Origin of the sequence: Psychrobacillus sp. PGGUH221, assembly GCF_042055255.1 — a bacterium.
Taxonomy (GTDB): domain Bacteria; phylum Bacillota; class Bacilli; order Bacillales_A; family Planococcaceae; genus Psychrobacillus.
Genome location: NZ_JAQMHQ010000010.1, coordinates 111,589 through 136,169 on the forward strand (window position 1 = coordinate 111,589; position 24,581 = coordinate 136,169).

The following is a 24,581-nucleotide window of genomic DNA, read 5'->3' on the forward strand; positions in this document are numbered from 1 at the left end:
GGCTAACGCTATGCCCGCAGGAGTGTCGCCTTTTTCAACGATTTTCTTTTCTATAAATACTAATCTGAAGCCATGCCGGCGGAACGCGTCCGCCTCGAACGGAAATCAACGGGGCCCAGACAAAAAGTCTGAAAGCACAATTAACGTGCTTTCTTTTTTTGTGTCTATTTTTTTCCTATTCCATGTAAGATAAACTGAACAGTGCGTTCTGTTTCAAGTTCGTCATCCCATTCACTCTCTGGGAAAAGAATGTAACGTGAAATCAAGTAACCAAATATACTGCTAACGGCTAATCTAGCCACGCTTGATGGTGGTATATCGATTATTTGACCCTTATCTTGATAATTTTGAATGACAACCAAAATCCGCTCGTATGTTTTTTTAGCTACCTGTTCAACAAATTGTTCCCTAAGTTCGGGTTGAAAAGGTATTTCTTGCATAATAATTTTAATAACAGGAAGAAGCTTCTTAAATACTTCTCTTCTGTTTTCGATTGTGGCTCTTATAAAGTCCTCGGCATTTTCATAAGGCTGGTCTAGTACTTTGTGAAAATCTCTTACAATAAATGGACCTAATACCTTAGAAATGAGAGGAGTAACAATGGATACTAGCAACTCTTTTTTCGTTTTATAGTGTCGGAAAATGGTTCCTTCCGCTACTCCAGCCTTTTTGGCAATCTCACTTGTAGAGGTAGCAGCATACCCTTTTTCTGAGAATGTATCTATTGCTGCAAGGAGTATTTTTTTTTGCTTATCTGTTAATTTTTCTTCATCAAATAGTTGTTGTAATAATATTTCTTCTTCCATTGCTTACTCCTTTCCAGTAACAATCTAGATTTTTCGATATTTCTTTAAGGCTAATATATTTAAAATAACAAAAATCAGTGCAAACCCTAACAAAATAAAGAGTTCATTTTTAATACTATCTATTCCGAATCCCTTATACATAACGTCTACTAATGCATTTCCACCATAGTACATCGGCATAAATTTCGCAATAATTTGCATCCATTCGACCATTCCCTCTATAGGGAGAATGCCTGCGAAGAATACTTGGGGAACAATCGCAATTGGTATAAATTGCATCATTTGAAACTCAGAGTTTGCAAAAGCCGATAAGAGAATTCCAAGTAACAATGCAACTAGTGCAAGAGATAGATTAATGAGAACAACATTCCAAAGAGAACCAACGATTAAAATATCTAAAACCTTTACTGCATAAAAAACAACGATAAGGGTTTGAATGATGGCAAAGAGTCCGTAACCAATTAAATAACCAAAAACGATATCCCTTCTTTGGATTGGAGTCGCTAATAAACGCTCCAACGTGCCTGTTGTTCGTTCCCGCAATAATCCTATTCCTGAAATGAGAAAGACGAAAAAGAATACAAAGAAGCCAACAAGAATAGGACTTAACTGATCAAAAAAGGTTGTTTCGCTATTTCCGTAAATATAATAAGTATTGATTTCTGGGGTACTTAGTTGTTTCACTTGAACATTCGGCAGTTTATCTTGAATATCTGCAAACACTTTGGTTAAATTAGTTGCTTGCTTCTTTGCATTTTCACTGGAGATGGCTTGCATGACTTTTGATTGTAACACCTTCGATGTAGAAGGCTCATCGTTAGTAAGTGTTAAACTCAGTTTATCCTCTTCTATTTGAAGGACTCCATCTAATTGATCTTTTTTTATAACTTGTTCCGTATTTTTTAGATTTTCATATGGTATAACTACAATTTCTTTGCCTTTTAATTGTTCTATTAAAGCTTCTTCTGCACCATGTACTCCTAGGCGAGGAACTGTTGTATCAGCAGATAGTAAATAATGAAGCAAAGTTAAAATGACTAGAGGTGCAATCATCATCAAAGCGAGTGTTCGTTTATCTCGTACCATTTGGATACAAATTCTTTTAATTAAGGCGATTGTTCTCATCTTTTTCACCTCCAGCTAGTAAAAATACTTCTTCAAGACTACTAATTTGGTATTGGTTTTTAAGTTCTAATGGAGAACCACTCGAAATTATTTCCCCATCTCTAACCATGGCCAGTTTGTCGCATTTTTCTGCTTCATCCATCACATGTGTAGTTATTAAAATTGTTTTACCTTCCATTTTTAAACGGTTAATCTCCTCCCAAATGGACTTTCTAAGCTTAGGATCGATTCCGACGGTCGGCTCATCTAATATTAATAGTTCTGGATCGTGTATTAATGCAATGGCTAAAGATAATCTTCGCTTCATACCACCTGAATAATTCTGAACTCTTTTAGATAAATGGGAAGTAAGACCAACTAAATCGGCTGCATAAGCAATACGTTCCTTTTGAATTTTCTTGTTCAATTTGTAAAGAGATGCAAAAAAGGATAGGTTTTCTCGACCTGTTAAGTCATTGTATAAAGCATCTGATTGAGCCATATAGCCAATTTTCTGGGATAGGTATAAATGAGGAACTGGTGTATCCAATACATGTATTTCCCCATTGGTAGGTTGGTCCATACCAACAATCATTTTGACTAAAGTAGTTTTTCCTGAACCAGATGGTCCGATTAAACCAAATATTTCTCCAGAATGAACGGAAATACTTACTTTATTTAAAACTGTTTTCTTTCCAAAACTTTTACTAACTTGATTCAAAAGAATGGTGGATGACATTTATAAACCCCCTTTAAATTTAAAAGTGAGTAATCACTCACTTTCATTATAGGCATAACTATTTCAACGTCAATAGCATATGTATCGACTACACGAATAAATATATAAAAAGATTTGTATAACGATTATGAATACAGTAAATGATTGAAAGAGAGGTGATGAACATTAAAATTCTAGTTTCATTTTTATTATTATTTGTTTCGGTCTTATCGTATTTTAATATGCAAATTACAGAACCATTCGATGAAGAGTTCCACGGGAAACAATTTTCGACATTTTACGTGGATTATGAAGAAAAAAGAATGGAGATTGGTATGATTGGAGATGTTTTATTGCATCTTCCTTTATATAATTACGCTAGTTTTCTACCTTCATTTGAGCCAGTAAGAGAAGAATTGGAATCCCTAGATTTATTATTGGCTAATCAAGAATCAATTCCCGCAGGTCCTGAGTTTGGATTATCAGGTTATCCTAATTTCTCAAGTCCAACACATATTATTAGAGATTTGAAAGAGGTGGGAGTTGATATGATATCAATGGCCAATAATCATACGCTAGATCAAGGGGAAGCAGGTGTTTTATCTGCTATACGTCATATGAAAAAATACAGCATGCCCTATATGGGTGCATATGAATCTATAGAGGATTCACAGACTGACCGTATTTTAGAAGTAGAAAATATCCATTTTGGTCTTCTCAATTATACATATGGTATGAATGGCTACAATACACCAACTGGTAAAGATTATTTAGTTAATAGAATAGATGCTGATCGTATTATAAAAGAGATCCAAGTTCTAAAAGATAAAGTGGACTTTGTTATTGTAAGTATTCATTGGGGATCAGAGTATGAACTTGAAGCTAATGATCAGCAAAAGCAACTTGCGCATGCCATGGCAGAAGCGGGAGCCGATATTATTTTCGGACATCATCCTCATGTTATTCAGCCATATGAAGAAATTGATACGAAAGACGGTCACACTACGCATGTTTTTTATTCTTTAGGAAATTTCTTTTCTGCTCAAAGTTTTGATTTTACAAATATTGGGGGAATTGCAAAGGTTAGTGTATTGAAGAAAACCATCAACGGAAAAGAAGTGCTGAAATTGGAGGATCCTTCCTTTAAAGCTACTGCAGTTATAAAGGAAAATCCCTATAAAGTATATTTACTTGAAGAGGTAGAATCTAAGGTCAACCAAACCAATGAATGGGTTCAAGAGCATCTATTTAATTTTAAAGATTAAACACAAAATGTTATAGTGATAAATATTTTAGTGTTAAAATAAAAAATGGAGGAGGGTAATCAATAAATAAACCAAAAGTGGAACATCAGGGATAGGAAAAGGAATAAAAAATAAGGCTGGACGGCGGAGCTACTAAACTAAGATAAATCTTTTATAACGGAAATGGAGTGACGATGATGGGGCGTGTACAAGACAAAGTTGCGTTAGTAACGGGTGGTGCATCCGGTATTGGTCTATCAGCAGCAACATTATTAGCTAAAGAAGGTGCTAAAGTAGTTATTGCCGATTTTAATGTCGAGGGTGCAAAAAAAGCAGCCGAGAATATTAAAAGTCAAGGTGGCGAAGCAGTTGGTATTTTTTTAGATGCTTCGAAAGAGGTTTCTATTAAAGAAGCAGTTGATTTTACAGTAGAACGTTATGGAACTATAACAGTTTTATACAATAATGTTGGTCTGACCAATCTTCAAAAGGATTTAGATGTAGTTAATATCGATTTAGATGAATGGGATCGACTAATGAACGTAAATACAAAAAGTGTACTTTTAGGTTGCCGTTTCGCTATTCCACATATGGTTAAAGCAGGTGGTGGCTCAATTATTAATACAGCCTCTATGGCGGCATTTGCAGGTGACTCTGTTCGTTCTGCATATGGGGCTTCCAAGGCAGCTGTTGTAAATCTAACAAAATATATAGCTGCACAATACGGGAAGGATAATATCCGGTGTAATGGAGTAGCTCCTGGTCTCATTTTAACTCCAGCGGCTGAGAGTAATATGCCAGAAGCTGTATTAGATATTTTCGAAAAGTTTAATGCACTTCCATACCATGGAGAAGCTAATGATATTGGGTATACAGTATTGTTTCTAGCTTCAGATGAGTCAAAATTTATCACAGGACAAACAATTCAAGTGGAGGGTGGCCATTACATGGCAAATCCAAGTATTGCAGATTTCAAGGAATTTGTAAGTAAGGCGCAATCTAATTAAATCCTAAAAACTCAGATGTGCTTGCATGTCTGAGTTTTATTTATGGAATGGTGCTCCTTTTCGATTTTCCAGTAGTGTTTCTTTAAACGCTAGAACATGTCGTTTATTTTCCATGACAGGAGAGCATATACAAGAAAACATTCGTGTAAAAGGTCGTTGGTCAAGAGGTATGATGGAAAGGTGATGATGTTGTATATCTCTCTTTATTGCGTGAATGGATAGGAGGGATAACCCTTCTTGTCGACTATGGATAATCGTCTCTTTAATACCTTGATTACTACTAATAGTGAGAATGGACTTTACCTTTAAGCCATTGGAACGTAGGACATGTTTTAAATATTCACGTGTTCCTGAACCTTCCTCTCTCATAAACCAAGTTTGGTTTTGTAAGTCGGCTATACTCACGGAATCCTTTGAAGCTAACTCATTTTCTGAAGAACCTATTATAAATAACTCGTCCTCCATAAAAGCTTCCACTTGCAACTCCTTTTCATTTGTTTGACCTTCTATTAAACCAATATCCGCAGTAAGTAGTCGAACAGACTGTACAATTTCTTCTGTATTTCCGATAAATACTTCTAGCTCCAGGTTTGGGTACTTTGAGTGAAGCGCTAGAAGGATAGAGGGAAGAATATATTCACCAATTGTAAAACTTGCACCAATAACAAGCTTTCCTTTAATGTCCTCTTGATAGTCTAAAATATCCTTTTGAGTTTGCTCATACATGGAGAGTATTTGTTTCGCACGCTCATATAAGATCTCTCCTGAAGGAGTGATCTTTATTAATTTTGGAGAACGTATTAGTAGCTCGGTGTTAAACTCTGTTTCTAAATTTTTTATATGTACGCTTACGCTTGGCTGAGATATATGAAGGAGCTGTGCTGCTTTTGTGAAATTTTTAACTTCCACTAGTGTTACAAATGTTTTTAGGGCATCATAATACAATTTCTCACTCCCAATCATTAAAAATATTAATGCGATCTATTATGTATATGTATTTTACTAATAATAAAAAACTACGTAAAGTAAACATACAGGAAGAGAGGAAGCGAGTTTAATGAATATGGGTAGAGAAGCTAAAAGTATTAAAATTAATAAAGCATTTTTTATTGGAATTGGTATTACGTTAATCATCGCAATGGTAGCTAAATTATTTTCTAGCATCCCATTTCTATCGATTATGGGCCAATTAGTAATAGCCATAATAATAGGGATGATTTGGAGTGCTACAATTGGAGTATCGCAACAGTACCAACATGGTATTTCCTTTTCAAGTAAAAAATTACTGCGGGTGGGTATAATTTTTTTAGGAATGCGACTTAACTTAGCAGATATTTATCATGCTGGATTTAATGTCTTCTTCCTGGCACTCATCAATATTCTATTTGCTTTATTTGTAGTGTATGGATTATCGCGTTTGTTTGGAGTCGACAAGAAACTAGGTTTGCTAACAGCCTGTGGAACTGCGATTTGTGGAGCAGCTGCTGTTGTTGCGATCGCGCCACAAGTGAAAGCGAATGACGATGAAACTGCCATAGGGGTTGCGACAATTGCAATACTTGGGACGCTATTTACATTGGTGTATACTTTTCTTTATCCAATTATGGACTTAACTTCAAAAGGATACGGAGTGTTTACTGGAGGTACGTTACATGAGATTGCCCATGTAATTGCTGCGGCAGAGCCGGGTGGTAATAATGCGGTCGATTTAGCTGTTATTGTGAAACTGACGAGAGTCGCACTTTTAGTCCCGATTGCTTTATGTATAGGTTTTTTCGTACAAAGAGGTGAAAAGAATCAGTCAAAAAGAAAGTTTTCCATGTCAAGTATACCTTGGTTTATCATAGGATTTTTAGGTATGAGTGGCATTCACACTTTAGGGATTTTTCCAGAACAAATTGCAAGCATTTTTGTCTTAGTGGCCTATCTACTTATTGCAATGGCAATGGCAGGTTTAGGGTTGAATATAGACATAAAAACATTTAGAAAATTAGGAGTAAGGCCTTTTGCTGCTGGTCTCATAGGTTCCATTTTATTATCTATTTTAGGCTATGTGCTTGTTTATGTATTTCATCTTAATGTGTAGTCAACAAGGAAAGGAGATAGCAGATGAGGGAACAGGATCATGATCGTTTATTGCGCATAAAAACAGAAGGAATTCGTGAATGGCAGCATCAATCTGCTCATTATAATCGTTATGAAGCAACTCCATATGTCGCTCTAGAGGCATTTTTTGATGAATATGCATGTAAGTCATCTGATAAATTTGTAGATTTTGGCTGTGGAAAAGGGCGTTTTCCTTTTTACGTTCACCACCATCTTCATGTGTCCGCAACTGGGGTGGAGATGAGTGGACAACTATATCAAGAGGCGATGGAAAACTTAACACGGTATATGGATCGGGCGAAGCATTCAAGAGCTTACATCCGATTTGAACGCATCCTAGCAGAGGAATACAATGTAGATAAGGAAGAAAATCTTTTTTATTTTTTCAATCCTTTTTCCATACAAATTTTTCAAAAGGTGACTCGAAATATACTTCTGTCCGTGGAAAATTCCCCTCGAGCAGTAGATATTATTTTATATTATCCTACTGCGGAATATATACAATATCTTGAAACACAAACCCCGTTTAAGCTTCTTAAAGAAATAAAGGTTCCTGCATTATACGAGCAAAATAGCAACGAGCGATTTGTTATTTTTCGATTTGAATAAAAGTTCCTTAATAGAATGAGGATTTCTTTCATACTGGTGTAAAAGGAAGCGTCCGCTCGACTACTGCAGGAAAGCGAGCGGTGAGCTTCGGAATTCGGTAGACAATTATTTTATCCGTTCACCTAGAAGTTCTTTATATTTCACATACCATTCTTTCCATTCATTTTCTCTTGAGTCGATTGTATTACCATCTAACAAGGCTTCAATGACATCTAGACAAACATGCCAACCTGCTAAATCTTTTATTGTTTGCTCTGTAAAGGAGGAGAGTGTTTCTGTAAAAACTAAATGGCATCCTTCTGATTCTGGTGATAATTCAAATCTTGCGATATCCGCATCCCATTCAAAAGCTAAAACCTTAAATTGTTCATAATCTAAAATCTTCATGTCGATATAGGTACCGTCTTGCATATCAAACTTAATCAAACCACCTTTACGTAAATCCACTACTTCTAGTTCCGAGAACCATTTTTGTAACTTCTCATTATTAGTGAGCATAGACCAAACATCTTTTACTGAATGGTGGAAATGACGATCATAACGTGCGGTATAGATTTCTTTTTCCTTTTGAATAGTTGCAATCATCGTTAGTTCCTCCTTAGGTTATAAATTATAAACAGTGCATAGCTTGTTCAGCTTCATACCATGGCACTTTATATCCTGTCCCCTTCGCACAGAAAATAGAAGTCGAAGTATATTCCGGATCTGCATCTTTATTATAACCAATACTATTAATTACTTCTTCAGTATTATGACAACGATCATATCCCCCAAATAGTAAGCTAAGCGTTCCTTTCCCATGTGTAAAAGAAGCGAAGGTCGTACTATAATTCATAAACGTGGCCACAGGTACTCGACCTTTAATAATTACTTTGTCTCCAGTATTCTCGGGAGATTCAAAAGTTCCGTGAGCTTGTTGAATATCCGACAATACACGACCAATCAGATCCATATCGACTTTTATTTTATAGTCATAAAATGGTTCAAGAATGACATTTTCTGCTTTTTCTAAACCTTGACGAAGTGCTCGGTATGTCGCTTCTCTGAAGTCTCCGCCATGAGTATGTTCATTATGTCCACGGCCAGTAAGTAAAGTTATTTTAACGTCCGTTAATGCGGAACCTGTTAATAACCCATGATGATGACGTTCCAATAGATGATGTTTTACAAGATTTTGATTACCGATGGATAAATCATTTGCATGGCATACATTATCAAAAGAAACGCCTCTATTTCGTGTTGTAGGTTCGATTAATAGATGGACCTCTGCGTAATGTTTTAACGGCTCAAAGTGTCCATAACCTCGTACAGGAGCGTTAATAGTTTCTTTGTAAAGAATTCTAGGCTCTCCAAAAGAAACTTGAAAATGAAAGCGTTCTTGAACGATTTGTACGAGTACTTCCAGCTGAATTACCCCCATAACGTGTACGTGAATCTCCTGGAAGTGTTCATCCCAATAAACTCGTAAAGAGGGATCCTCTGTGTCTAATAACTTAAAGGAACGCAATACCTCTTTGACATGGATAGACGAATCAAATAGAACTTTGGATTTCAGTGTTGGAACCATATCAAATGTTACTTTCTCCTGGTTATCTCCAATTCCATCTCCAATCGAAGCGGTTGTTAATCCGGTTACAGCAACTAGTTCACCAGCGGTTGCTTGATCAACCGTTTGAAACTTATTTCCACTGTACACTCTAATTTGAGTTATCTTTTCTGTTTTTTGCCCATATTTCACTTCATCTCGTACTTTTAGTTTTCCACTTAATAGTTTTAAGAAAGTGACTCTGTTTCCACTTTCATCATGGCGAATTTTATATACTTTAGCCTCAAAATTTTTTAGCGAGTTATAAGAAGTCTCTGTTAATACATCTAGCTTATCCAAAAATTCGAAAACCCCTATGTCCTTTAATGCAGAACCGCTAGCACATGCAAAGATTTTATTTTCCTTAATCATTGTTTTCATTTTGTTTAACCATAGTTCTTGCTCGAAACCAGTGTCCATGTATTTATCTAAAAGCTCTTCATCGCGCTCTGCGATAAATTCTATTAACTCTTCATCAAATAAAGTTGTTAAGTTACATACATCTCCAGATAAGTTAGCGCGTATCTCCTCTAAAACACTTGCCGCATCTGTTCCTTCATAGTCTGTTTTGTTTACAAAGAAAAAGGTAGGCACTTGGTGTTTACGAAGTAGCTGCCAAACTGTTTCGGTATGACCTTCTACTCCATCCACTGCACTAATCAAGATTATTGCATAGTCCATTACTTGTATAGCCCGCTCCATTTCAGGGGAGAAGTCGACATGCCCTGGAGTATCAATGATGTAATAAGTAGAATCATTATAGGAAAAGATGGCTTGATCTGCAAAAATAGTAATTCCTCTATTTTTTTCTATAGAATGACTGTCGAGGAAGGAATCTTGATGATCGACACGACCTCTTTGTCTAATTGTCTTCGTATGATAAAGCAGTTGCTCAGAAAAAGTTGTTTTCCCGGCATCCACGTGTGCAAGAATTCCAATGGTTTTATGCATAGTGTCACCTCAGTTCATTTCTAATGAATGCTTATATTATAGCAAACGATTTAGGAAAGAGTTGAGGGTCACGTTGTGTTATTTGCAACTAATTGAACACGGATGTGCGCTTGCCACACGCTCCGAACAAGAAGGATGAGTCGCTTCCTAACCTTTACAGTTCTTATTCTATGCGTGCATGGGACACATACTTTGGAGACATCCCTTATAAGAGACAGTTACGCTATAAATAATAAGTAAGAATCTAACTTATAGAGTATCAAGAAGCTCCCGAAATTCCATCTTCGGGAGCTTACAATTCGAATAGGAAAGTATCTACTCTCTAATTATTCAAAACAGTGGTACCAAGTTTCCAAGAGTTTGCAGGAGGGCGGCGGATAGACGACTGCCACAGGATTACCGAAAAAGAGGGGAGGGATCATGACGCTAGTCACGACCCTCCCCTCCAAAAATTATCACAGTAATGATGTAGCCAAAGTCTGTTCAAAGCACTCTAGAAACGTTTGAAACCAGGTCTTTATTGGCACGGTTACGCTTTTCTTATAAGGCACTTTTAGAAGCATTCAGCTTCAAACGGGTAAGCATTTTCCATACAATTCCATCATGTGGCATGAATAGGAACACAAGCATAAATATTATGCCTATCATTGCCGCCATCATTCCTGCAATAGATGTGTTCCATAATTTTGCAAGATAGTAGCCTGTTATTGCTGCAGTAACTCCAAAAGTCATGCTCCAAAAAATCATGGACCGAACACTTTTACTTATCAAATAGGCAGTCGCAGCAGGTCCAATTAGCATTGCTACAACAAGAACTGCCCCAACGCTATCAAAAGCTGCTACGGTGGTTAAGGAAACGAGCGTCATGTAAGAATAATGCATGACGATAATCGGTAGGCCGATAGACAAAGCGAAAACTGGATCAAATGTTGAAAGTTTAATCTCTTTGTAAAAAAGTACGAGAAATAATACATTTAATACAAGTACAATAGATAGCATCCAGACAGCTTTAGGCATTGTAAAACCTAATATGCTCCAAGTATCCCATGGAACAAATGCAATTTCTCCCATTAATACGTGTTCCACATCTAAGTGGACGTTTCCAGCAAACAAGGTTATAAACAAAACCCCTAATGCAAATAAAGATGTAAATACGACCCCTATTGCAGCATCTTCTTGTAATCCTCCAGATTGTAGAACTTGCACGAGATAAGTGGTTAGGAGACCTGCAATGGCTGCACCGAGTAGCATCCAAAATCCATTTAGTGATTGAGTGATCATAAATGCAACCACAATGCCAAATAACACTGTGTGGCTAATAGCGTCTGCAATCATGGCAGTTTTGCGTAAGATTAAAAAAACACCCGTTAATCCACATGTAATACCAACCATTGCTCCTGTTAGTAGCACCCAAAACTCATTCATGTTCCATCGCCTCCCGAGCTATTGAAGGTTGTTTAAATGCCTTCTTTTTACGGGATTTAGAGAGTAGTCCTCTTGTTGGTGCGAAAAAATAAGAAATTAAAAATAGAAAGGAAGCACTTAAAACGATTATTGGGCCAGTCGATAAACCTGTTCGCAAAGAGCTGATCAATGTTCCTAAAGCACCTGATAGAGCACCAAAGAAAGCGCTTGTCACGAGGATAATTCCTAGATGACTAGACCAAAATCTAGCAGCGGCAGCAGGTATAATGAGCATTGCTGCCATTAGAATGACTCCAACGGCTTGTATACCAGTCACAATAGTTAGCACAGTGAGTGCTGTTAGTAAAATTCGTAAACGTTCAACTGGCAAGCCGATACCCTTTGCAAACACAGGATCAAAAATCATTAACTTCCATTCTTTAAAAAATAACAAGCACATGAATATGATTAACATGGCACTTCCAGACAACCATATTAAATCACTTTTTGCCATCGTTGCAGCCTTTCCAAAAATAAAATCATTCAATCCACTTTGGTTCCCGGCACCGCTCTGATTTACAAGTGTAATTAGCACAATACCAATACCAAAAAACACAGATAGTACAAGCCCTATAGCAGCATCTGCTTTTAACTTGGATTGACTTACAATCCATTGAATCGTATAAACAGCTATTGCAGAAGTAATAGCGGCACCTAACATAAGAATAGGTAAATCCTTTTGTTGAAGAATCAGATAGGCGATAGCGATTCCAGGAAGTGCCGCATGCGCTGCTGCATCACCTACTAAACTTTGTTTTTGAAGAAAGGCGAAGGTTCCATTTAAACCAGCTGCAATTCCAAGTAAAATGGCTCCTGCAAGTACCCAAAGTAAGTTTCCGGTTATCATTGTTTAATCACCTCTCTGATTCATAAAAAACAATTTTCCACCATAGGCATCCTGCAAATTCTCTTTTGTAAAAGTTTGTTCTGTTGGACCTGATGCAACAAGTGTTTGATTTAATAAAACTATCCAGTCAAAGTAGTTAGGAGCTGTTTGCAGGTCATGATGAACAACAAATACGGATTTCCCTTGAGATTTTAAATCTTTTAAAATAGCTATTATTGTTCGCTCTGTTGCAGCATCAACCCCTACAAATGGTTCATCCATAAAGTAAACATCCGCTTGTTGGGCTAGTGCACGAGCTAAAAATACACGTTGCTGCTGTCCTCCGGATAGTTGACCGATTGATCTATCAGCAAATGATTCCATCCCAACGTTTTTTAGGCAGTCGATTGCAATTCTCTTATCCTTTGAAGAGGGTTTTCTGATCATACCAATATGTCCGTAGCGCCCCATTAACACTACGTCTAATGCAGTGGTTGGAAAATCCCAGTCAACAGCATTTCTTTGTGGTACATATCCAACTATAAGTTCCTTCGGATTTAGGGCACGTTCTAAAATATGAACAGAACCTTTTTTATTTGGTAATTGGTTTAATATAGCCTTGATAAGTGTTGATTTTCCAGCACCATTTGGTCCAATAATGCCAGTTAGTCGACCAATTGGAATCTTTAAATTTACATCTTTTAATACAATTTTCTCTTCATAGGCTACCGATAAATTATTAACTTGTAATGCGTTCATTTTGCTCACTCCTATTTTAGGGAATCGACAATCGTATTGACATTATGTTTGTACATTCCAATATAAGTACCTTCTTCGGTTCCTTCAGCACCCATTGCATCAGAGAAAAGCTCGCCACCAATTTGTATGGAGTGACCTTTTTCCTTTGCCCCTTCAATAACTGCTTTCATTGCTTTGTCAGAAACACTTGATTCGATAAAAACGGCTTTAATATTTTGATCAACAAGAAAATCTACAATGTTTTGAATATCCTTCAAGCCATATTCAGAATCAGTGCTCAAGCCTTGTAAACCTCTTACTTCCATTCCATGACTTCTTCCAAAATAGTTAAATGCATCATGAGCAGTAACAAGCACTCGTTGTTCTTTAGGGATTTCATTAATACGTTCGTCAGCCCATTTAGATAAATCGTTTAATTTTTGGAAGTATACTTCTTCATTTTTTAAAAATTCATCTTGGTTATCGGGTATTTCTGCGACAAGAGTTTTAGTAACCTCTTTAACTGCTTGTTGCCAAACTTCAATATCGAACCAAATATGTGGGTCAGAGAGTTCTGGATGTAGTTCGTTACGTAAAATTTGGTTCTTCGGAATAGCATCTCCAATTGCATGAACAGTTTTTTCTTCTTTCATTTTTTCAAAAATATCGCTCATTTTCCCTTCTAGTTCTAAACCGTTATAAAAAATGATGTCGGCTTCTTCTAAGGTTTGTAAGTCACCTTGTGTTGCCTTGTAAAGATGGGGGTCGACTCCAGGACCCATCAACGACTTTACTATGACGTGATCTCCTGCTATTTCCTTTACAGCATCTGCAATTTGTCCTGTAGTCGTAACGACCAAGGGCTTTTGCTCATTTCCTAAGCTGTCATTGCTTTTGTTGCTGCATCCGGCAATAAATAAAACAGCAGAAAAAATTATTAATATCCACTTTTTCAAAATAACCACTCCTCTTTCCTTTACTCCAATTTATTTCCTTAAGGAAACTTTTAGAATAAAAAATTTTAATATTTTCATTCGGACTAATATTTTTCCTTAAGGAAACTTTTATTCAATAGGTTAACATTTGATTTTTATTTTGTCAAAGTACTTTATGTTAAGTGAATAAAAAAGGTGTCATCTAAAATTTGTACTGAAATTTTTTTATAGTGCTATACTGAAGGGACAATTGAAGTAGGGTGAGGAGGTAACAACTATGCAGTATTCTAAATCAAAGATGGAGCAGTTGGTGAAACATAGTACGGAGCTTTCAAAACGTTTGAAAGAGGTCATGAAAGAGCATGACTTAGAAAAAAGTTTTGCGTTAAAAGCTTTGTATCATTCAGAGGTAAAAGATGGAGGGAAATATCAAAGGGATTATCAAGAGTTATGATGATAAAAGCGTGCCGAATGTTGTTAATTTGGCGCGTTTTTATTTTTATATATGCACTATTCAAAATATATCCTATTTTTAGACTACAATAGTCTATAATAAAAAAGAGAAAATAGGATAAGGAGAGATAGAGTGAAAACACTTGTTAGTAGAATCCAAGATTTGATTGACCAGTCAAAAGGTACATGGGCTATTGTTTTAGAGGATTTGAGCTTAGGAGAAAAGTGGGAACTAAATGGAGATGAGCTCTTTTACGCAGCAAGTGTTATAAAAGTTCCTATAATGGCCGCAGTTTTCAACGCTGTTGAACGTGGGGAATTTTCTCTTTCAGATCAAATTGTTCTAAAAGAAGAAGACTATGTAGGTGGTTCCGGAATTCTTCAACACTTTACGACGGGTACAGCACTTTCCATTCAAGATATAATCATGCTAATGATCATTCAAAGCGATAATACAGCTACGAATATACTGATAGACCTTGTTGGAATTGATAGTGTTGTGCAGTCAATGAATGAAGTAGGGATGGAGAAAAGTACTTTATACAATAAATTAATGATGAACAATCCGAATCCAAAAGGTTTTAATCAAATTTCCGCTAATGATATAGCTAAGCTCTTGAAACAGATGGCTATAGGAGAATTAGTAAGTGCTAAAGCTAGTGAACAAATGATTAATATAATGAAAAAGCAACAAATAAAAGATTGTTTGCCAGAAAAGCTACCTTCTCCTTATTCCAATTTTAATAATGGAATGACTGCTTGGGAGTTAGCTCATAAAACAGGTTGGATCCCTGGTACTCGTCATGATGTTGGTATCTTTTTTGTCGGTGAAAGAAAACTAATAGCTACTGTTTTATCGGAGGAGGAAGACGATTTGGTGTCCAAGAGAATCCTCTCTGAAATTGGGGAGGCAATATACAATTATTTAAGTAACTGAAAGGAGTAAAGTTATGACTGTTATAAAAAATATAACAATTATAGGACTAGGAGCAATAGGTAGTGTTTATGGCAATCTATTGCAACGAGTAAGTGATCTAAATGTTCGTGTATTGGTGGATTCTGACAGAAAATCTCATTACGAATCGGAAGGAATTTTTGTAAATGGGGAAAGGCTGCCATTTGCTTATATTACCCCAAACGAAAAAACAGAGGAAGCCGATCTTATTATTGTATCTGTAAAGTATAGCCATTTACCGAGAGCTATTGAAGATATTCGCAATCAAGTAGGTAAAAACACAGTTATTATGTCCTTACTAAATGGCATAACAAGTGAAGAAGAAATTGCAGAGGTGTACGGAGAGGATAAGATTGTATACGCAATTAGTAATGGTATAGATGCAACAAGAGAAGGAACGTCGATTTTCTGTTCTAATCCAGGGAAAATCTCTTTTGGTAAAAAACAGAATGAAACAATTTCAGAAAAGTTAATAGCCATAAGAGAATGCTTTGACCGTGCACAAATCCCAAACGATATACCAGCTAATATGGAGCAAGTTCTTTGGTACAAATTCATGATTAATGTGGGAATCAATCAAACTTCAGCAGTAACAGGAGCTACCTATGGAGTGTTTCAAAAGATACCTTATGCAAGAGAGCTGGCGAAAGCAGCAATGATGGAAGTTGTTCAGCTAGCTCAACTGCAAAACATCGCATTAAAAGAAGGGGATATCGATGTATTTTTCGATACGATTATTAGCTCCTTAAGTGAGGAAGGAAAGCCATCTATGTTGCAAGATATAGAGGCTAGAAGATTTACAGAAGTAGCGATGTTTTCAGAGAAGATGATGAAACTTGGGCATCGTTTTAACATAGAAACACCCGTCAACCAAATGCTGTATCAAATAATAAAAACATTAGAAAGTCGTTTTAATTATTGAGTAAGGTGCATGATGTTTAATCTCTACATAACTAGACAGAGTGGAACATATAAGGAATTGTTTATAAGGCAAGGATCACCACGAAGACTCCTGTGGGAACAGCTTGAGCAGAAGACCCCGCAGTTGAGGGAAGGCAATCTAAGTTCGCCGCATCCTGCGGCAACGATTGCATGACCAACATCGTGTTGGCCTAGGAGGCTGAAGCCAAGCCCACGGAAAGCGAAGTGGTGGCCCTTTGCCGAATTTAATATACAACTCTATGCACCCAAAATTGAGTTTGTCTACAGTCGAAAACCGATTTCCCTTTTTAGAGAAATCGGTTTTTACATGCACGATTATTGCAGTATTTTTATGTTTCAGATCGAAAGGTTTTCCCAAGTTCGTTTCCTAGTCCAAAATAGTGACGGAAATTATAAATAAGTGGACTCCACTTATTTGGATCGATATGATTCTCTCCAATAATAATCTCTTTATGGGCATGAATATGTATAGCTTGTGTCTCAACGATTGCAAAGTTAGGAGAATAATCAGGAATTCTAATGTTTCTAACACTTGCTTCTATTTGCAAAGGACATTCCATAATTCTGGATGGTTTTACCGATAAAGAATCAATAGGAGTTAACTCGCTAACGTTATATTTATCTTTAGCATATGTAAATCCATTCTCTTTTTTATTAATTGGAACAGGATTTTTACCTGTGAAAGGCGCTAATTTTTCGACGTTTTCCCATAATGTAGGATTAGGTACATTGATCACACATTCAGGGTGTCGCTCTAAGTTTTCAATCGCTTTTCCGCCAAGACCGATTCCTAGAATAATACAATCTCCTAATACCCATGAGGATGAAATAGGACTTATATTTACCGATTCATCCTCATTCCACGTATTTAGTAAAATAACAGGTGTTCCATAGTATAAAATATTTGGTTTAATAATTTCGGTTTTTGGGATCTGTATCGTTTTTTTCATCTGAAATTTTCCTCCTATTAAAAAGTTCTTTCTCACTTAGTGTAAAATATAAACACATCCATTATCATCGAAGTATGGATTACATAGGAGGAAATTAAATTGAATGCAGATCCTAATGTAGCAATAGTTGCAACTCTTGTAAGTGAAGCTTCGCGTGCAGCGATCTTAACAGCATTATTAGATGGTAGATTTCATCCTGCAAGTGAATTAGCCTATATGGCTGGAGTCAAACCACAAACTGCGAGTTTTCATTTAAAAAAAATGGTCGATGCAAACGTGGTCGCTGTTGAAAAGTATGGAAGACATCGATACTATGGAATTCAAAATCAGGAAGTTGCTCGGGTTATGGAATCCTTATTATCAATAGCTCCTCCAATTAAAGTAAAGTCCTTAAATCAAGATTTAGAGAATAAAGCAATACGTTCTGCAAGGACTTGTTATGATCATTTGGCAGGGGCATTAGGTGTAAAGTTAACTCAGGCTTTAATTAGAGAAGGAATTCTTTGTGAGGAAGAGAAATGCTTCACTGTTACCGAAAAGGGAAAGGAGTTCTTTACAGCTTTTCAAATTGATCTGGAAGAAGTGAAGAATAAGCGTCGTTCATTTTCACATAAATGTTTAGATTGGAGTGAAAGACGTCACCATCTTGCTGGAGCATTAGGAAATGCTCTTTTAGAAAAACTGTTAGATTTAAATTGGATTCAACGTTTGCCTAAAACTCGAGCGATAAAAGTAACGCCTAAAGGTAAAAACGCACTAAAAGAAAGATTTTCAATTGATTTATAATCTTTTAGAAACAGCCGATCCCTTGTTAAAAAGGGATCGGCTGTTGCACTCTTTTTAAGAGTTTATATTGTATTAATAATTATTTCGCTGTTACACCACCATCAACAGGTAGTTCAACACCAGTGATGTATGAAGATGCATCAGACGCTAAGAACAGTACAGCTTCTGCAACTTCTACAGATTGGCCAACACGTGGAAGCGCGGTTTGTGACAAGAACCATTGACTCATTTTTTCGTCTTCCATATACGCTTTACTCATTGGAGTTACAATGAAGCCAGGGTGGACTGAGTTTACACGGATATTGTCTTTTCCATAGTCAACTGCACAGGCTTTTGTTAACATGCGAACTGCTCCTTTTGAAGAAGTGTAAGCACCGGCCCCTGAGCTACCTTTTAAACCAGCGATTGATGAGATATTCACGATAGACCCGCCTCCATTAGCTCGGAAATGAGGTAAACCTAATTTAGTGCCTAAAAATATGCTCTTTACGTTAATATTCATAATTTGATCCCATTGTTCTATTGTTAGCTCTTCCATAGTAGGACGTTGGCTAATTCCAGCGTTGTTTACTAGAACATCTAATTTACCAAATGTATTAATCGTTTCTTCGTAAACTTTATTCCAATCTTCCTCTGAAGTGACATTATGCGCTACAGCAATTGCTTCACCGCCAGCTTCCTTAATCTCTGCTACTACTTCTTGAACTGCTGCTTCGTTAATATCTGTTGCTACAACTTTGGCGCCTTCACTAGCGAATAATAATGCTTCTTCACGACCCATTCCAGATCCAGCACCTGTAATAATTGCAACTTTTTCTTCTAATCTAGCCATTTGTATTGCCTCCTAAAATTATTTTAACGTTAAAATATCTTAATTACAGATTTATTATACAATCAAGTGATAGCGTTTACAAATGAAAAGAAAATCCAATTATTAGAAACTAATTACTATAAAGTTCTTTCGCTATTGCACGGCCAGTTTCTCTACCAGTAAAAATACACCCACCTAAAAAAGTACCTTCCAGTGACCGGTAGCCATGTACTCCTCCACCGCCAAAGCCAGTAACTTCACCTGCTGCATAAAGACCAGGGAGAGGGTTTCCTGAAGCAGTTAAAACTCGACCAGATAAATCTGTTTGAAGACCACCAAGCGTTTTGCGGGTAACTATATTCAAACGAACAGCAATTAAAGGCCCGTTTTTCGGATCAAGAATTTTGTGGGGTGGAGCTACGCGTATTAACTTATCTCCGATATAATTTCGGGCACCTCTAAGAGCTGTAATTTGAAGATCCTTCGTAAATCTATTTTCTATTTCTCGATCTCGTGCCTCAATTTGTCTTTGAATTATTTCTAAGTTTAATAGATTACTTTTTGTAATTTTATTCATACCATTCACAAGGTCTGCTAAATTATTTGCAATGACGAAATCTTCTCCCTTGTCCATAAATGCTTTTACTGGAGCAGTCGGGCCAGGGAGAACTCTTTTTAACACTTCTTTTATACTTTTTCCGGTTAAGTCTGGGTTCTGTTCGGATCCAGAAAGTGCAAATTCTTTTTCTATGATTTTTTCTGTTAAGATAAACCAAGAATAATCAAATCCTGTTTTTTGAATAGCTTCTAATGTTCCAAGTGTATCGAAGCCTGGGAAGTTTGGTGCTGGGAAACGTTGTCCCTTTGCATCTATCCAAATAGAAGATGGTCCTGGAAGAATTCGTATTCCATGGTCTTTCCAAATAGGATTCCAATTTTTGATGCCTTCCGTGTAATGCCACATTCTGTCTTTATTAACAAGGCGTCCACCTGCCTTTTGTGAAATACCAATCATTCGTCCATCTACATGCTCTGGTACACCGGAGATCATATTCTTAGGAGGGTTACCAAGTCGCGCCGGCCAGTTTTCACGAACTAATTCATGGTTAGCACCTATTCCACCACTTGTTACCATTACTGCGTGGGCAAAGTATTCAAAATCTCCTATTATCTCACGTGAAGTTGCTTCCCCTCGGTTTGCATTGCTTGGAACAAGTACAAATCCACGTGTTCCAATAACTCGCCCGTTTTCTATGATTAGTTCATCTACTTGATGACGGGGTTTATATTCTACAAGTCCTTTTGTAATAGCTGATCGTATGCGAGTTTCAAAGGGTTTTACAATTCCTGGACCTGTTCCCCAAACAATATGGAATCTAGGGACTGAGTTACCATGTCCTTCGGCAAGATATCCGCCGCGTTCTGCCCAACCGACAACAGGAAAAAAACGAACTCCTTGTTTATGCAACCATTCTCTTTTTTCGCCTGCTGCAAAGCGAACATAAGCTTCTGCCCATTTCTTTGCCCAAAAGTCTTCATCGTCATCTCTATCAAACCCAGCGGTTCCGAGCCAATCTTGCCAAGCCAATTCAACTGAATCTTTTATACCAAGTCTTTTTTGCTCTGGTGAGTTCACTAAAAATAACCCTCCGAAAGACCACCAAGCCTGTCCTCCAATTGAGTTTTCTGGTTCTTGATCCAGAAGTAAAACCTTTTTTCCGGCATCGGCAAGTTCTGCCGTTGCAACTAAACCAGCTAATCCTGCTCCTATTACTATCACATCAAATTTCATTTCCCATCCCCCGATTTTCAATAAAATTCTGAAACTTACTGTCATTATATTTCTTTTACAATTGAATAGCTATTCAGTTTTAGCATATAAGATTATGCGTGTTATAATAGGAATAACATTGGAGGGAATAAATTGACGAACATTGGCCGACAACCGGCATTCATTTATACATATGCATACAATGATGCAGAACGCTCTCTATGTCATTTGGAGATGCGCTCTTTTTTTGGTAAAGATACCGAGTTAAAAATATTGAAAAGTGATATAAAAATTGATCCGAATAGAAGTCCTTTTATGAAGGGAAGATTAGAGATACTAGCAGATGGTGATGAAGTAGAAGAAATCATTGCTCAAGCTTCTGCATTTGGATCGGAAGAAGAAACAAACAAAGTAATATTTTTAAAAATTAACGATCGCCAAGGGCAAGATAAAATTGAAAATAAAGAACGTCTTCAAATCGAACGGGCTATAGGTAGTGAGATGCAAGGTGACTTTGATCTTCATAATCCCGATCAGTTGTATGCAATCGTCCCATTCGGTGGACGCTGGTATTTTGGATTATATTGCAAAAGTGAACCTATCTGGTTTCATCATATGAAAAAACCAAAAGAATATTCTACAGCTTTAAGCACTCGTGTTGCTCGAGCTGTTGCAAATATTGCAGTTCCTCACCCAGAAGGTATTCGAGCAATTGATCCTTGTTGTGGAATTGGAACGGTTCTTGTAGAAGCACTATCTATGGGTATCGATATTGTTGGAAGAGATATAAACCCTCTCGTTTGTGTTGGTTCCAGGGAAAATATCGCATACTTTGGTTTAACCGGAGATGTGCAAAAAGGGGCAATAGAAGATATTACGGAAACCTATGATGTGGCTATTATTGATTTGCCCTATAATTTATATACCCATGCATCATGGGACGAGCAGTTTGAGATTTTAAAGCATGCAAGAAGAATTGCAAAAAAGGTAGTCATCGTCACAATCGAGTCCATGGACGAACGATTAAAAACGGTGGGCTTTCAAATAACAGACCGTTGTATAACAAAGAAACAGCAGTTTTCTCGTGAAATAGTTGTCTGTCAGTAAAGTAATGAGGAAGGAGGGGGTAGGATGAAAGATCTATCCATTAAGGCGCTTTTAGATGTAATTGGGGAGTTATTTTCTGATGAAATTTCCATAGCAGTTTCTAATACGGAGAAATATATTTATTATCGACCAAGCAAAAGAATCGATCTAAAAATTTCCCCAGGAGACCCTGTCAAGGAGGGTACAATTGCATATAAAGCTATACATACTAAGCAAAAAGCTTCCGAATTTATTGATCGCGAAGTTTTTGGTGTACCCTATCATGGAATGGCGGTTCCTTTTGAGTTTAAAGGGCAACTGGAAGGCTGTGTTTTAGCGATATACCCTTCATTCACAGAAGGAAAATCTGTAATTACGATAAAAACGCCAGATGGTTGGATTCCTATACCTTTTTCAGATGTATTGTATCTAGAGGCGAGAGATCGTAAAACGTACATTGTAACGAAAAATTTATCTGGAACGCATACTAGTTCTCTGCAAGACTTTGAATATAGGCTACCGAGAGAAATGTTCATTCGGTGTCATCGATCTTTTATTGTAAATGTACATCATATAAAAGAAATTTATCCAGATACACATTCTACTTTTGTGCTAGCGATGGATAATGAAGAAAAAATTTCTGTGAGTCAATCCTACTCGAGCTACTTTCGAAAGTTATTAGGATTCTAAATTAAAACGTTTGAATAAGGGGATGTTGTCCTATTATTCAAGCGTTTTTTTGCTTGAAATAAATTAAAAAGAAGAAAAAATAAAATGAAAATTTAAATTGTTCTGTTTCGGTATAGTTATTTTCTGTTTCATTCATCTAATAATAAAACTTAACAAGTTTTTTCGAAATTGTGACAAATACACGATAAGATTTATTTAAGTGTATTTTTTCGAAGGAGATGAAATTTGTGGTAAATAATCTTGAGCGAATTAAAGATAGTAGTTTACATAGTCTTGTAGTTGGAGCAGATGAAGCTGCATTATGGATTCAAGATGGGATGACATTGGGGTTAAGCGGATTTACACGTGCAGGTGATGCGAAAGCGGTTCCATTTGCTTTAGTAGAACGAGGAAAAAACGAAAAATTTAAAGTAAATATTTTTACGGGAGCATCGTTAGGCTCTGATTTAGATAAATTACTGTCCGAAGCTGGTATTATAAATAAGCGTTTACCGTTCCAAGCAGATGCGACGATGAGAAAAAATATTAATAATGCGAATCATTTATTTGTTGATCAGCATTTATCTCATACTGCAGAAATGATACGTTCAAGCGTATTGCCTTCAATTGATTTTGCTATTGTGGAAGCGGTTTCAATCACTGCCGACGGTATGATTATCCCGACTACCTCTGTAGGTAACTCCTTAACATTTGTGTCACAAGCAAAAAATATTATTGTGGAAATAAACATGGAGCATTCCGAATTGTTAGAAGGACTACATGATTTATATGAACCAGCAGAGCAAGGAAAAAGAGAGCCAATTCCTCTTAAAAAAGCAGAGGACCGAATTGGGACAATTGGAATTCCTTTTGATTCTTCAAAAATTAAAGGAATTGTGTTCACAAACCATAAAGATTCACCCTCTACTATTGTGCCACCAGATCAAGAAACACAAGAAATGGCTAATCATTTAATGGAATTTTTGCGTGAAGAGGTTAAGGTAGGTAGACTTACAAAAAAACTGGCACCAATTCAAGCTGGAATAGGCTCTGTTGCAAATGCCGTTTTACATGGAATGATTGACTCTGAGTTTGAGAATCTTCAAGTTTATTCGGAAGTACTTCAAGACTCCGTTTTTGAACTAATGGATGCTGGAAAAGTCAATTTTGCATCTGCTTGCTCAATCACTCTATCAGCAGAAAAAATGGAGCAAGTTTATGGAAATCTAGAAAAGTATCGTAACCAACTTGTGTTGAGACCACAGGAAATTACTAACCATCCGGAAATCATTCGTCGACTCGGTTTAATAGCTATTAACACGGCGCTTGAATTTGATATTTACGGAAACGTAAACTCTACACATGTTTCTGGAACAAAAATGATGAATGGTATTGGTGGTTCTGGAGATTTTGCTCGTAATGCACGTATAGCGATTTTTGTTACGAAATCTACTGCAAAAGGTGGCAATATTTCTAGTGTTGTTCCTTTCGCATCCCATGTCGATCATACAGAGCATGATGTGGATGTAGTAGTGACAGAGCAGGGCTACGCGGATCTTCGAGGACTAGCACCTAGAGAACGTGCAAAGTTAATAATTGAAAATTGTGTACATCCAATGTATAAAGAACAATTAAGAAATTATTATGAGGAAGCACTAACAAGAGGCGGACAAACTCCTCATGTATTGGAAAAAGCACTTTCATTCCATACGAACCTAGCGGAAAATGGAACGATGCTAGAAAAAGTAAATTCTATTGTATAAGTTAAAAACCGATTCCAAGATAATGGAATCGGTTTTATTTTTATAGTAGTCTATAAAATGTGCTTCAGCAACTTCGAGAGGGTAATGCGGATGTGCGCTTGCCGCACGCTACGCATGAGCCTCCGCAGGATGAGTCGTTCCTACGTCGCTCCCACATCCTTTACGGGGTCTCATTCTTCGCGCTCTTGCGGTGATAAGGCGCACATCACAACCACCCCTTCAAAGTAATACCTACGTTAATGATGTAGCCAAAAGTCTGTCCACAGCACTCCAGAAACAATTGAAAACAGATATTATATTTT

The 24,581-nt window shown here is 36.8% G+C and carries 24 protein-coding genes; 11 read left to right on the forward strand and 13 right to left on the reverse strand.

Annotation, left to right across the window (positions count from 1 at the left end):
• Window positions 1-164: 164 nt before the first annotated feature.
• Genes PGC35_RS17215 through PGC35_RS17225 form a run of 3 tightly spaced genes read right to left on the reverse strand, consistent with a single transcriptional unit; the run spans window position 165 to window position 2,649 of the window.
• Window positions 165-806: a TetR/AcrR family transcriptional regulator gene (locus tag PGC35_RS17215; protein ID WP_375220026.1), complete on the reverse strand. Its 642-nt coding sequence runs from the start codon at window positions 804-806 to the stop codon at window positions 165-167.
• A 24-nt stretch (window positions 807-830) separates the two neighbouring features.
• Complete coding sequence (locus tag PGC35_RS17220; protein ID WP_375220027.1) at window positions 831-1,931, reverse strand: ABC transporter permease; 1,101 nt, start codon at window positions 1,929-1,931, stop codon at window positions 831-833.
• Complete coding sequence (locus PGC35_RS17225; RefSeq protein ID WP_056831322.1) at window positions 1,909-2,649, reverse strand: ABC transporter ATP-binding protein; 741 nt, start codon at window positions 2,647-2,649, stop codon at window positions 1,909-1,911. Before PGC35_RS17225 ends, PGC35_RS17220 begins: the two co-directional genes overlap by 23 nt.
• A gap of 158 nt (window positions 2,650-2,807) precedes the next feature.
• Between PGC35_RS17225 and PGC35_RS17230 the strand changes: the two genes are divergently transcribed.
• Both PGC35_RS17230 and PGC35_RS17235 read left to right on the forward strand, forming a co-directional pair.
• Complete coding sequence (locus PGC35_RS17230; protein ID WP_375220028.1) at window positions 2,808-3,893, forward strand: CapA family protein; 1,086 nt, start codon at window positions 2,808-2,810, stop codon at window positions 3,891-3,893.
• Window positions 3,894-4,069: 176 nt separating this feature from the next.
• Entirely contained in the window at window positions 4,070-4,879 is an 810-nt protein-coding gene (locus PGC35_RS17235; RefSeq protein WP_375220029.1) for an SDR family NAD(P)-dependent oxidoreductase, read from the forward strand.
• 36 nt (window positions 4,880-4,915) lie between these two features.
• Here PGC35_RS17235 and PGC35_RS17240 read toward each other — a convergent pair whose 3' ends face one another.
• Window positions 4,916-5,824 carry a LysR family transcriptional regulator gene (locus PGC35_RS17240; RefSeq protein WP_056831319.1) on the reverse strand — a complete coding sequence of 303 codons (909 nt, stop codon included), beginning with the start codon at window positions 5,822-5,824 and terminating at the stop codon, window positions 4,916-4,918.
• Window positions 5,825-5,942: 118 nt separating this feature from the next.
• On the opposite strand from PGC35_RS17240, the gene PGC35_RS17245 reads away from it, so the two are divergent.
• Together PGC35_RS17245 and PGC35_RS17250 are read left to right on the forward strand one after the other, a co-directional pair.
• Entirely contained in the window at window positions 5,943-6,965 is a 1,023-nt protein-coding gene (locus PGC35_RS17245; RefSeq protein WP_375220096.1) for a YeiH family protein, read from the forward strand.
• Window positions 6,966-6,988: 23 nt separating this feature from the next.
• A complete protein-coding gene (locus PGC35_RS17250) occupies window positions 6,989-7,594 on the forward strand; it encodes a class I SAM-dependent methyltransferase (RefSeq protein WP_053591225.1) in 606 nt (201 codons plus the stop codon).
• Between the two features lie 105 nt (window positions 7,595-7,699).
• On the opposite strand, the gene PGC35_RS17255 is transcribed toward PGC35_RS17250, so the two are convergent.
• The 6 genes from PGC35_RS17255 to PGC35_RS17280 all read right to left on the reverse strand — a co-directional run bounded on the left by PGC35_RS17255 (window position 7,700) and on the right by PGC35_RS17280 (window position 14,114).
• The gene (locus PGC35_RS17255) at window positions 7,700-8,179 is read right to left on the reverse strand and encodes an SRPBCC family protein (RefSeq protein ID WP_056831317.1); all 480 of its coding nucleotides are present in this window, start codon (window positions 8,177-8,179) and stop codon (window positions 7,700-7,702) included.
• Window positions 8,180-8,204: 25 nt separating this feature from the next.
• The gene (locus PGC35_RS17260) at window positions 8,205-10,130 is read right to left on the reverse strand and encodes a GTP-binding protein (RefSeq protein WP_375220030.1); all 1,926 of its coding nucleotides are present in this window, start codon (window positions 10,128-10,130) and stop codon (window positions 8,205-8,207) included.
• A gap of 540 nt (window positions 10,131-10,670) precedes the next feature.
• Entirely contained in the window at window positions 10,671-11,555 is an 885-nt protein-coding gene (locus PGC35_RS17265; protein WP_375220031.1) for a metal ABC transporter permease, read from the reverse strand.
• On the reverse strand, window positions 11,548-12,441 hold the full coding sequence (locus PGC35_RS17270; RefSeq protein WP_375220032.1) for a metal ABC transporter permease: 894 nt from the start codon (window positions 12,439-12,441) through the stop codon (window positions 11,548-11,550). The genes PGC35_RS17265 and PGC35_RS17270 overlap by 8 nt, the downstream gene beginning before the upstream one ends.
• 3 nt (window positions 12,442-12,444) lie before the next feature.
• Window positions 12,445-13,179 carry a metal ABC transporter ATP-binding protein gene (locus PGC35_RS17275; RefSeq protein ID WP_375220033.1) on the reverse strand — a complete coding sequence of 245 codons (735 nt, stop codon included), beginning with the start codon at window positions 13,177-13,179 and terminating at the stop codon, window positions 12,445-12,447.
• 11 nt (window positions 13,180-13,190) lie between these two features.
• Window positions 13,191-14,114 carry a metal ABC transporter solute-binding protein, Zn/Mn family gene (locus PGC35_RS17280; protein ID WP_375220034.1) on the reverse strand — a complete coding sequence of 308 codons (924 nt, stop codon included), beginning with the start codon at window positions 14,112-14,114 and terminating at the stop codon, window positions 13,191-13,193.
• 256 nt (window positions 14,115-14,370) lie between these two features.
• On the opposite strand from PGC35_RS17280, the gene PGC35_RS17285 reads away from it, so the two are divergent.
• The 3 genes from PGC35_RS17285 (at window position 14,371) to PGC35_RS17295 (ending at window position 16,423) form a co-directional block, all read left to right on the forward strand.
• Window positions 14,371-14,547: a hypothetical protein gene (locus PGC35_RS17285; RefSeq protein ID WP_172794371.1), complete on the forward strand. Its 177-nt coding sequence runs from the start codon at window positions 14,371-14,373 to the stop codon at window positions 14,545-14,547.
• 132 nt (window positions 14,548-14,679) lie between these two features.
• Window positions 14,680-15,483: a serine hydrolase gene (locus PGC35_RS17290; RefSeq protein ID WP_375220035.1), complete on the forward strand. Its 804-nt coding sequence runs from the start codon at window positions 14,680-14,682 to the stop codon at window positions 15,481-15,483.
• Window positions 15,484-15,496: 13 nt separating this feature from the next.
• Entirely contained in the window at window positions 15,497-16,423 is a 927-nt protein-coding gene (locus PGC35_RS17295) for a ketopantoate reductase family protein (protein ID WP_375220036.1), read from the forward strand.
• Between the two features lie 349 nt (window positions 16,424-16,772).
• On the opposite strand, the gene PGC35_RS17300 is transcribed toward PGC35_RS17295, so the two are convergent.
• A complete protein-coding gene (locus PGC35_RS17300) occupies window positions 16,773-17,393 on the reverse strand; it encodes a flavin reductase (RefSeq protein ID WP_375220037.1) in 621 nt (206 codons plus the stop codon).
• A 99-nt stretch (window positions 17,394-17,492) separates the two neighbouring features.
• Between PGC35_RS17300 and PGC35_RS17305 the strand changes: the two genes are divergently transcribed.
• Window positions 17,493-18,179 carry an ArsR/SmtB family transcription factor gene (locus PGC35_RS17305; protein ID WP_375220038.1) on the forward strand — a complete coding sequence of 229 codons (687 nt, stop codon included), beginning with the start codon at window positions 17,493-17,495 and terminating at the stop codon, window positions 18,177-18,179.
• 79 nt (window positions 18,180-18,258) lie between these two features.
• Here PGC35_RS17305 and PGC35_RS17310 read toward each other — a convergent pair whose 3' ends face one another.
• Both PGC35_RS17310 and PGC35_RS17315 read right to left on the reverse strand, forming a co-directional pair.
• Window positions 18,259-19,011 carry an SDR family NAD(P)-dependent oxidoreductase gene (locus tag PGC35_RS17310; RefSeq protein ID WP_056831299.1) on the reverse strand — a complete coding sequence of 251 codons (753 nt, stop codon included), beginning with the start codon at window positions 19,009-19,011 and terminating at the stop codon, window positions 18,259-18,261.
• A 109-nt stretch (window positions 19,012-19,120) separates the two neighbouring features.
• Complete coding sequence (locus PGC35_RS17315; protein WP_375220039.1) at window positions 19,121-20,782, reverse strand: FAD-binding dehydrogenase; 1,662 nt, start codon at window positions 20,780-20,782, stop codon at window positions 19,121-19,123.
• Window positions 20,783-20,914: 132 nt separating this feature from the next.
• On the opposite strand from PGC35_RS17315, the gene PGC35_RS17320 reads away from it, so the two are divergent.
• From PGC35_RS17320 to scpC, 3 genes are all read left to right on the forward strand, one after another.
• Window positions 20,915-21,868, forward strand: a complete 954-nt coding sequence (locus PGC35_RS17320) for a TRM11 family SAM-dependent methyltransferase (RefSeq protein ID WP_375220040.1) — start codon at window positions 20,915-20,917, stop codon at window positions 21,866-21,868.
• Between the two features lie 24 nt (window positions 21,869-21,892).
• Window positions 21,893-22,537, forward strand: a complete 645-nt coding sequence (locus PGC35_RS17325; protein WP_056831293.1) for a LytTR family DNA-binding domain-containing protein — start codon at window positions 21,893-21,895, stop codon at window positions 22,535-22,537.
• Window positions 22,538-22,764: 227 nt separating this feature from the next.
• Window positions 22,765-24,279, forward strand: coding sequence for a succinyl-CoA:acetate CoA-transferase ScpC (scpC, locus tag PGC35_RS17330; RefSeq protein ID WP_375220041.1), 1,515 nt, complete (start codon window positions 22,765-22,767; stop codon window positions 24,277-24,279).
• Window positions 24,280-24,581: the final 302 nt, after the last annotated feature.

What these genes read in the sequence shown, in the direction of transcription:
- PGC35_RS17215 (WP_375220026.1), bottom strand. Translation starts at nt 806, where the DNA reads ATGGAAGAAGAAATATTATTACAACAACTATTTGATGAAGAAAAATTA.
- PGC35_RS17220 (WP_375220027.1), bottom strand. Translation starts at nt 1,931, where the DNA reads ATGAGAACAATCGCCTTAATTAAAAGAATTTGTATCCAAATGGTACGA.
- PGC35_RS17225 (WP_056831322.1), bottom strand. Translation starts at nt 2,649, where the DNA reads ATGTCATCCACCATTCTTTTGAATCAAGTTAGTAAAAGTTTTGGAAAG.
- PGC35_RS17230 (WP_375220028.1), top strand. Translation starts at nt 2,808, where the DNA reads ATGAACATTAAAATTCTAGTTTCATTTTTATTATTATTTGTTTCGGTC.
- PGC35_RS17235 (WP_375220029.1), top strand. Translation starts at nt 4,070, where the DNA reads ATGGGGCGTGTACAAGACAAAGTTGCGTTAGTAACGGGTGGTGCATCC.
- PGC35_RS17245 (WP_375220096.1), top strand. Translation starts at nt 5,943, where the DNA reads ATGGGTAGAGAAGCTAAAAGTATTAAAATTAATAAAGCATTTTTTATT.
- PGC35_RS17250 (WP_053591225.1), top strand. Translation starts at nt 6,989, where the DNA reads ATGAGGGAACAGGATCATGATCGTTTATTGCGCATAAAAACAGAAGGA.
- PGC35_RS17255 (WP_056831317.1), bottom strand. Translation starts at nt 8,179, where the DNA reads ATGATTGCAACTATTCAAAAGGAAAAAGAAATCTATACCGCACGTTAT.
- PGC35_RS17260 (WP_375220030.1), bottom strand. Translation starts at nt 10,130, where the DNA reads ATGCATAAAACCATTGGAATTCTTGCACACGTGGATGCCGGGAAAACA.
- PGC35_RS17265 (WP_375220031.1), bottom strand. Translation starts at nt 11,555, where the DNA reads ATGAATGAGTTTTGGGTGCTACTAACAGGAGCAATGGTTGGTATTACA.
- PGC35_RS17270 (WP_375220032.1), bottom strand. Translation starts at nt 12,441, where the DNA reads ATGATAACCGGAAACTTACTTTGGGTACTTGCAGGAGCCATTTTACTT.
- PGC35_RS17275 (WP_375220033.1), bottom strand. Translation starts at nt 13,179, where the DNA reads ATGAACGCATTACAAGTTAATAATTTATCGGTAGCCTATGAAGAGAAA.
- PGC35_RS17285 (WP_172794371.1), top strand. Translation starts at nt 14,371, where the DNA reads ATGCAGTATTCTAAATCAAAGATGGAGCAGTTGGTGAAACATAGTACG.
- PGC35_RS17295 (WP_375220036.1), top strand. Translation starts at nt 15,497, where the DNA reads ATGACTGTTATAAAAAATATAACAATTATAGGACTAGGAGCAATAGGT.
- PGC35_RS17300 (WP_375220037.1), bottom strand. Translation starts at nt 17,393, where the DNA reads ATGAAAAAAACGATACAGATCCCAAAAACCGAAATTATTAAACCAAAT.
- PGC35_RS17310 (WP_056831299.1), bottom strand. Translation starts at nt 19,011, where the DNA reads ATGGCTAGATTAGAAGAAAAAGTTGCAATTATTACAGGTGCTGGATCT.
- PGC35_RS17315 (WP_375220039.1), bottom strand. Translation starts at nt 20,782, where the DNA reads ATGAAATTTGATGTGATAGTAATAGGAGCAGGATTAGCTGGTTTAGTT.
- PGC35_RS17325 (WP_056831293.1), top strand. Translation starts at nt 21,893, where the DNA reads ATGAAAGATCTATCCATTAAGGCGCTTTTAGATGTAATTGGGGAGTTA.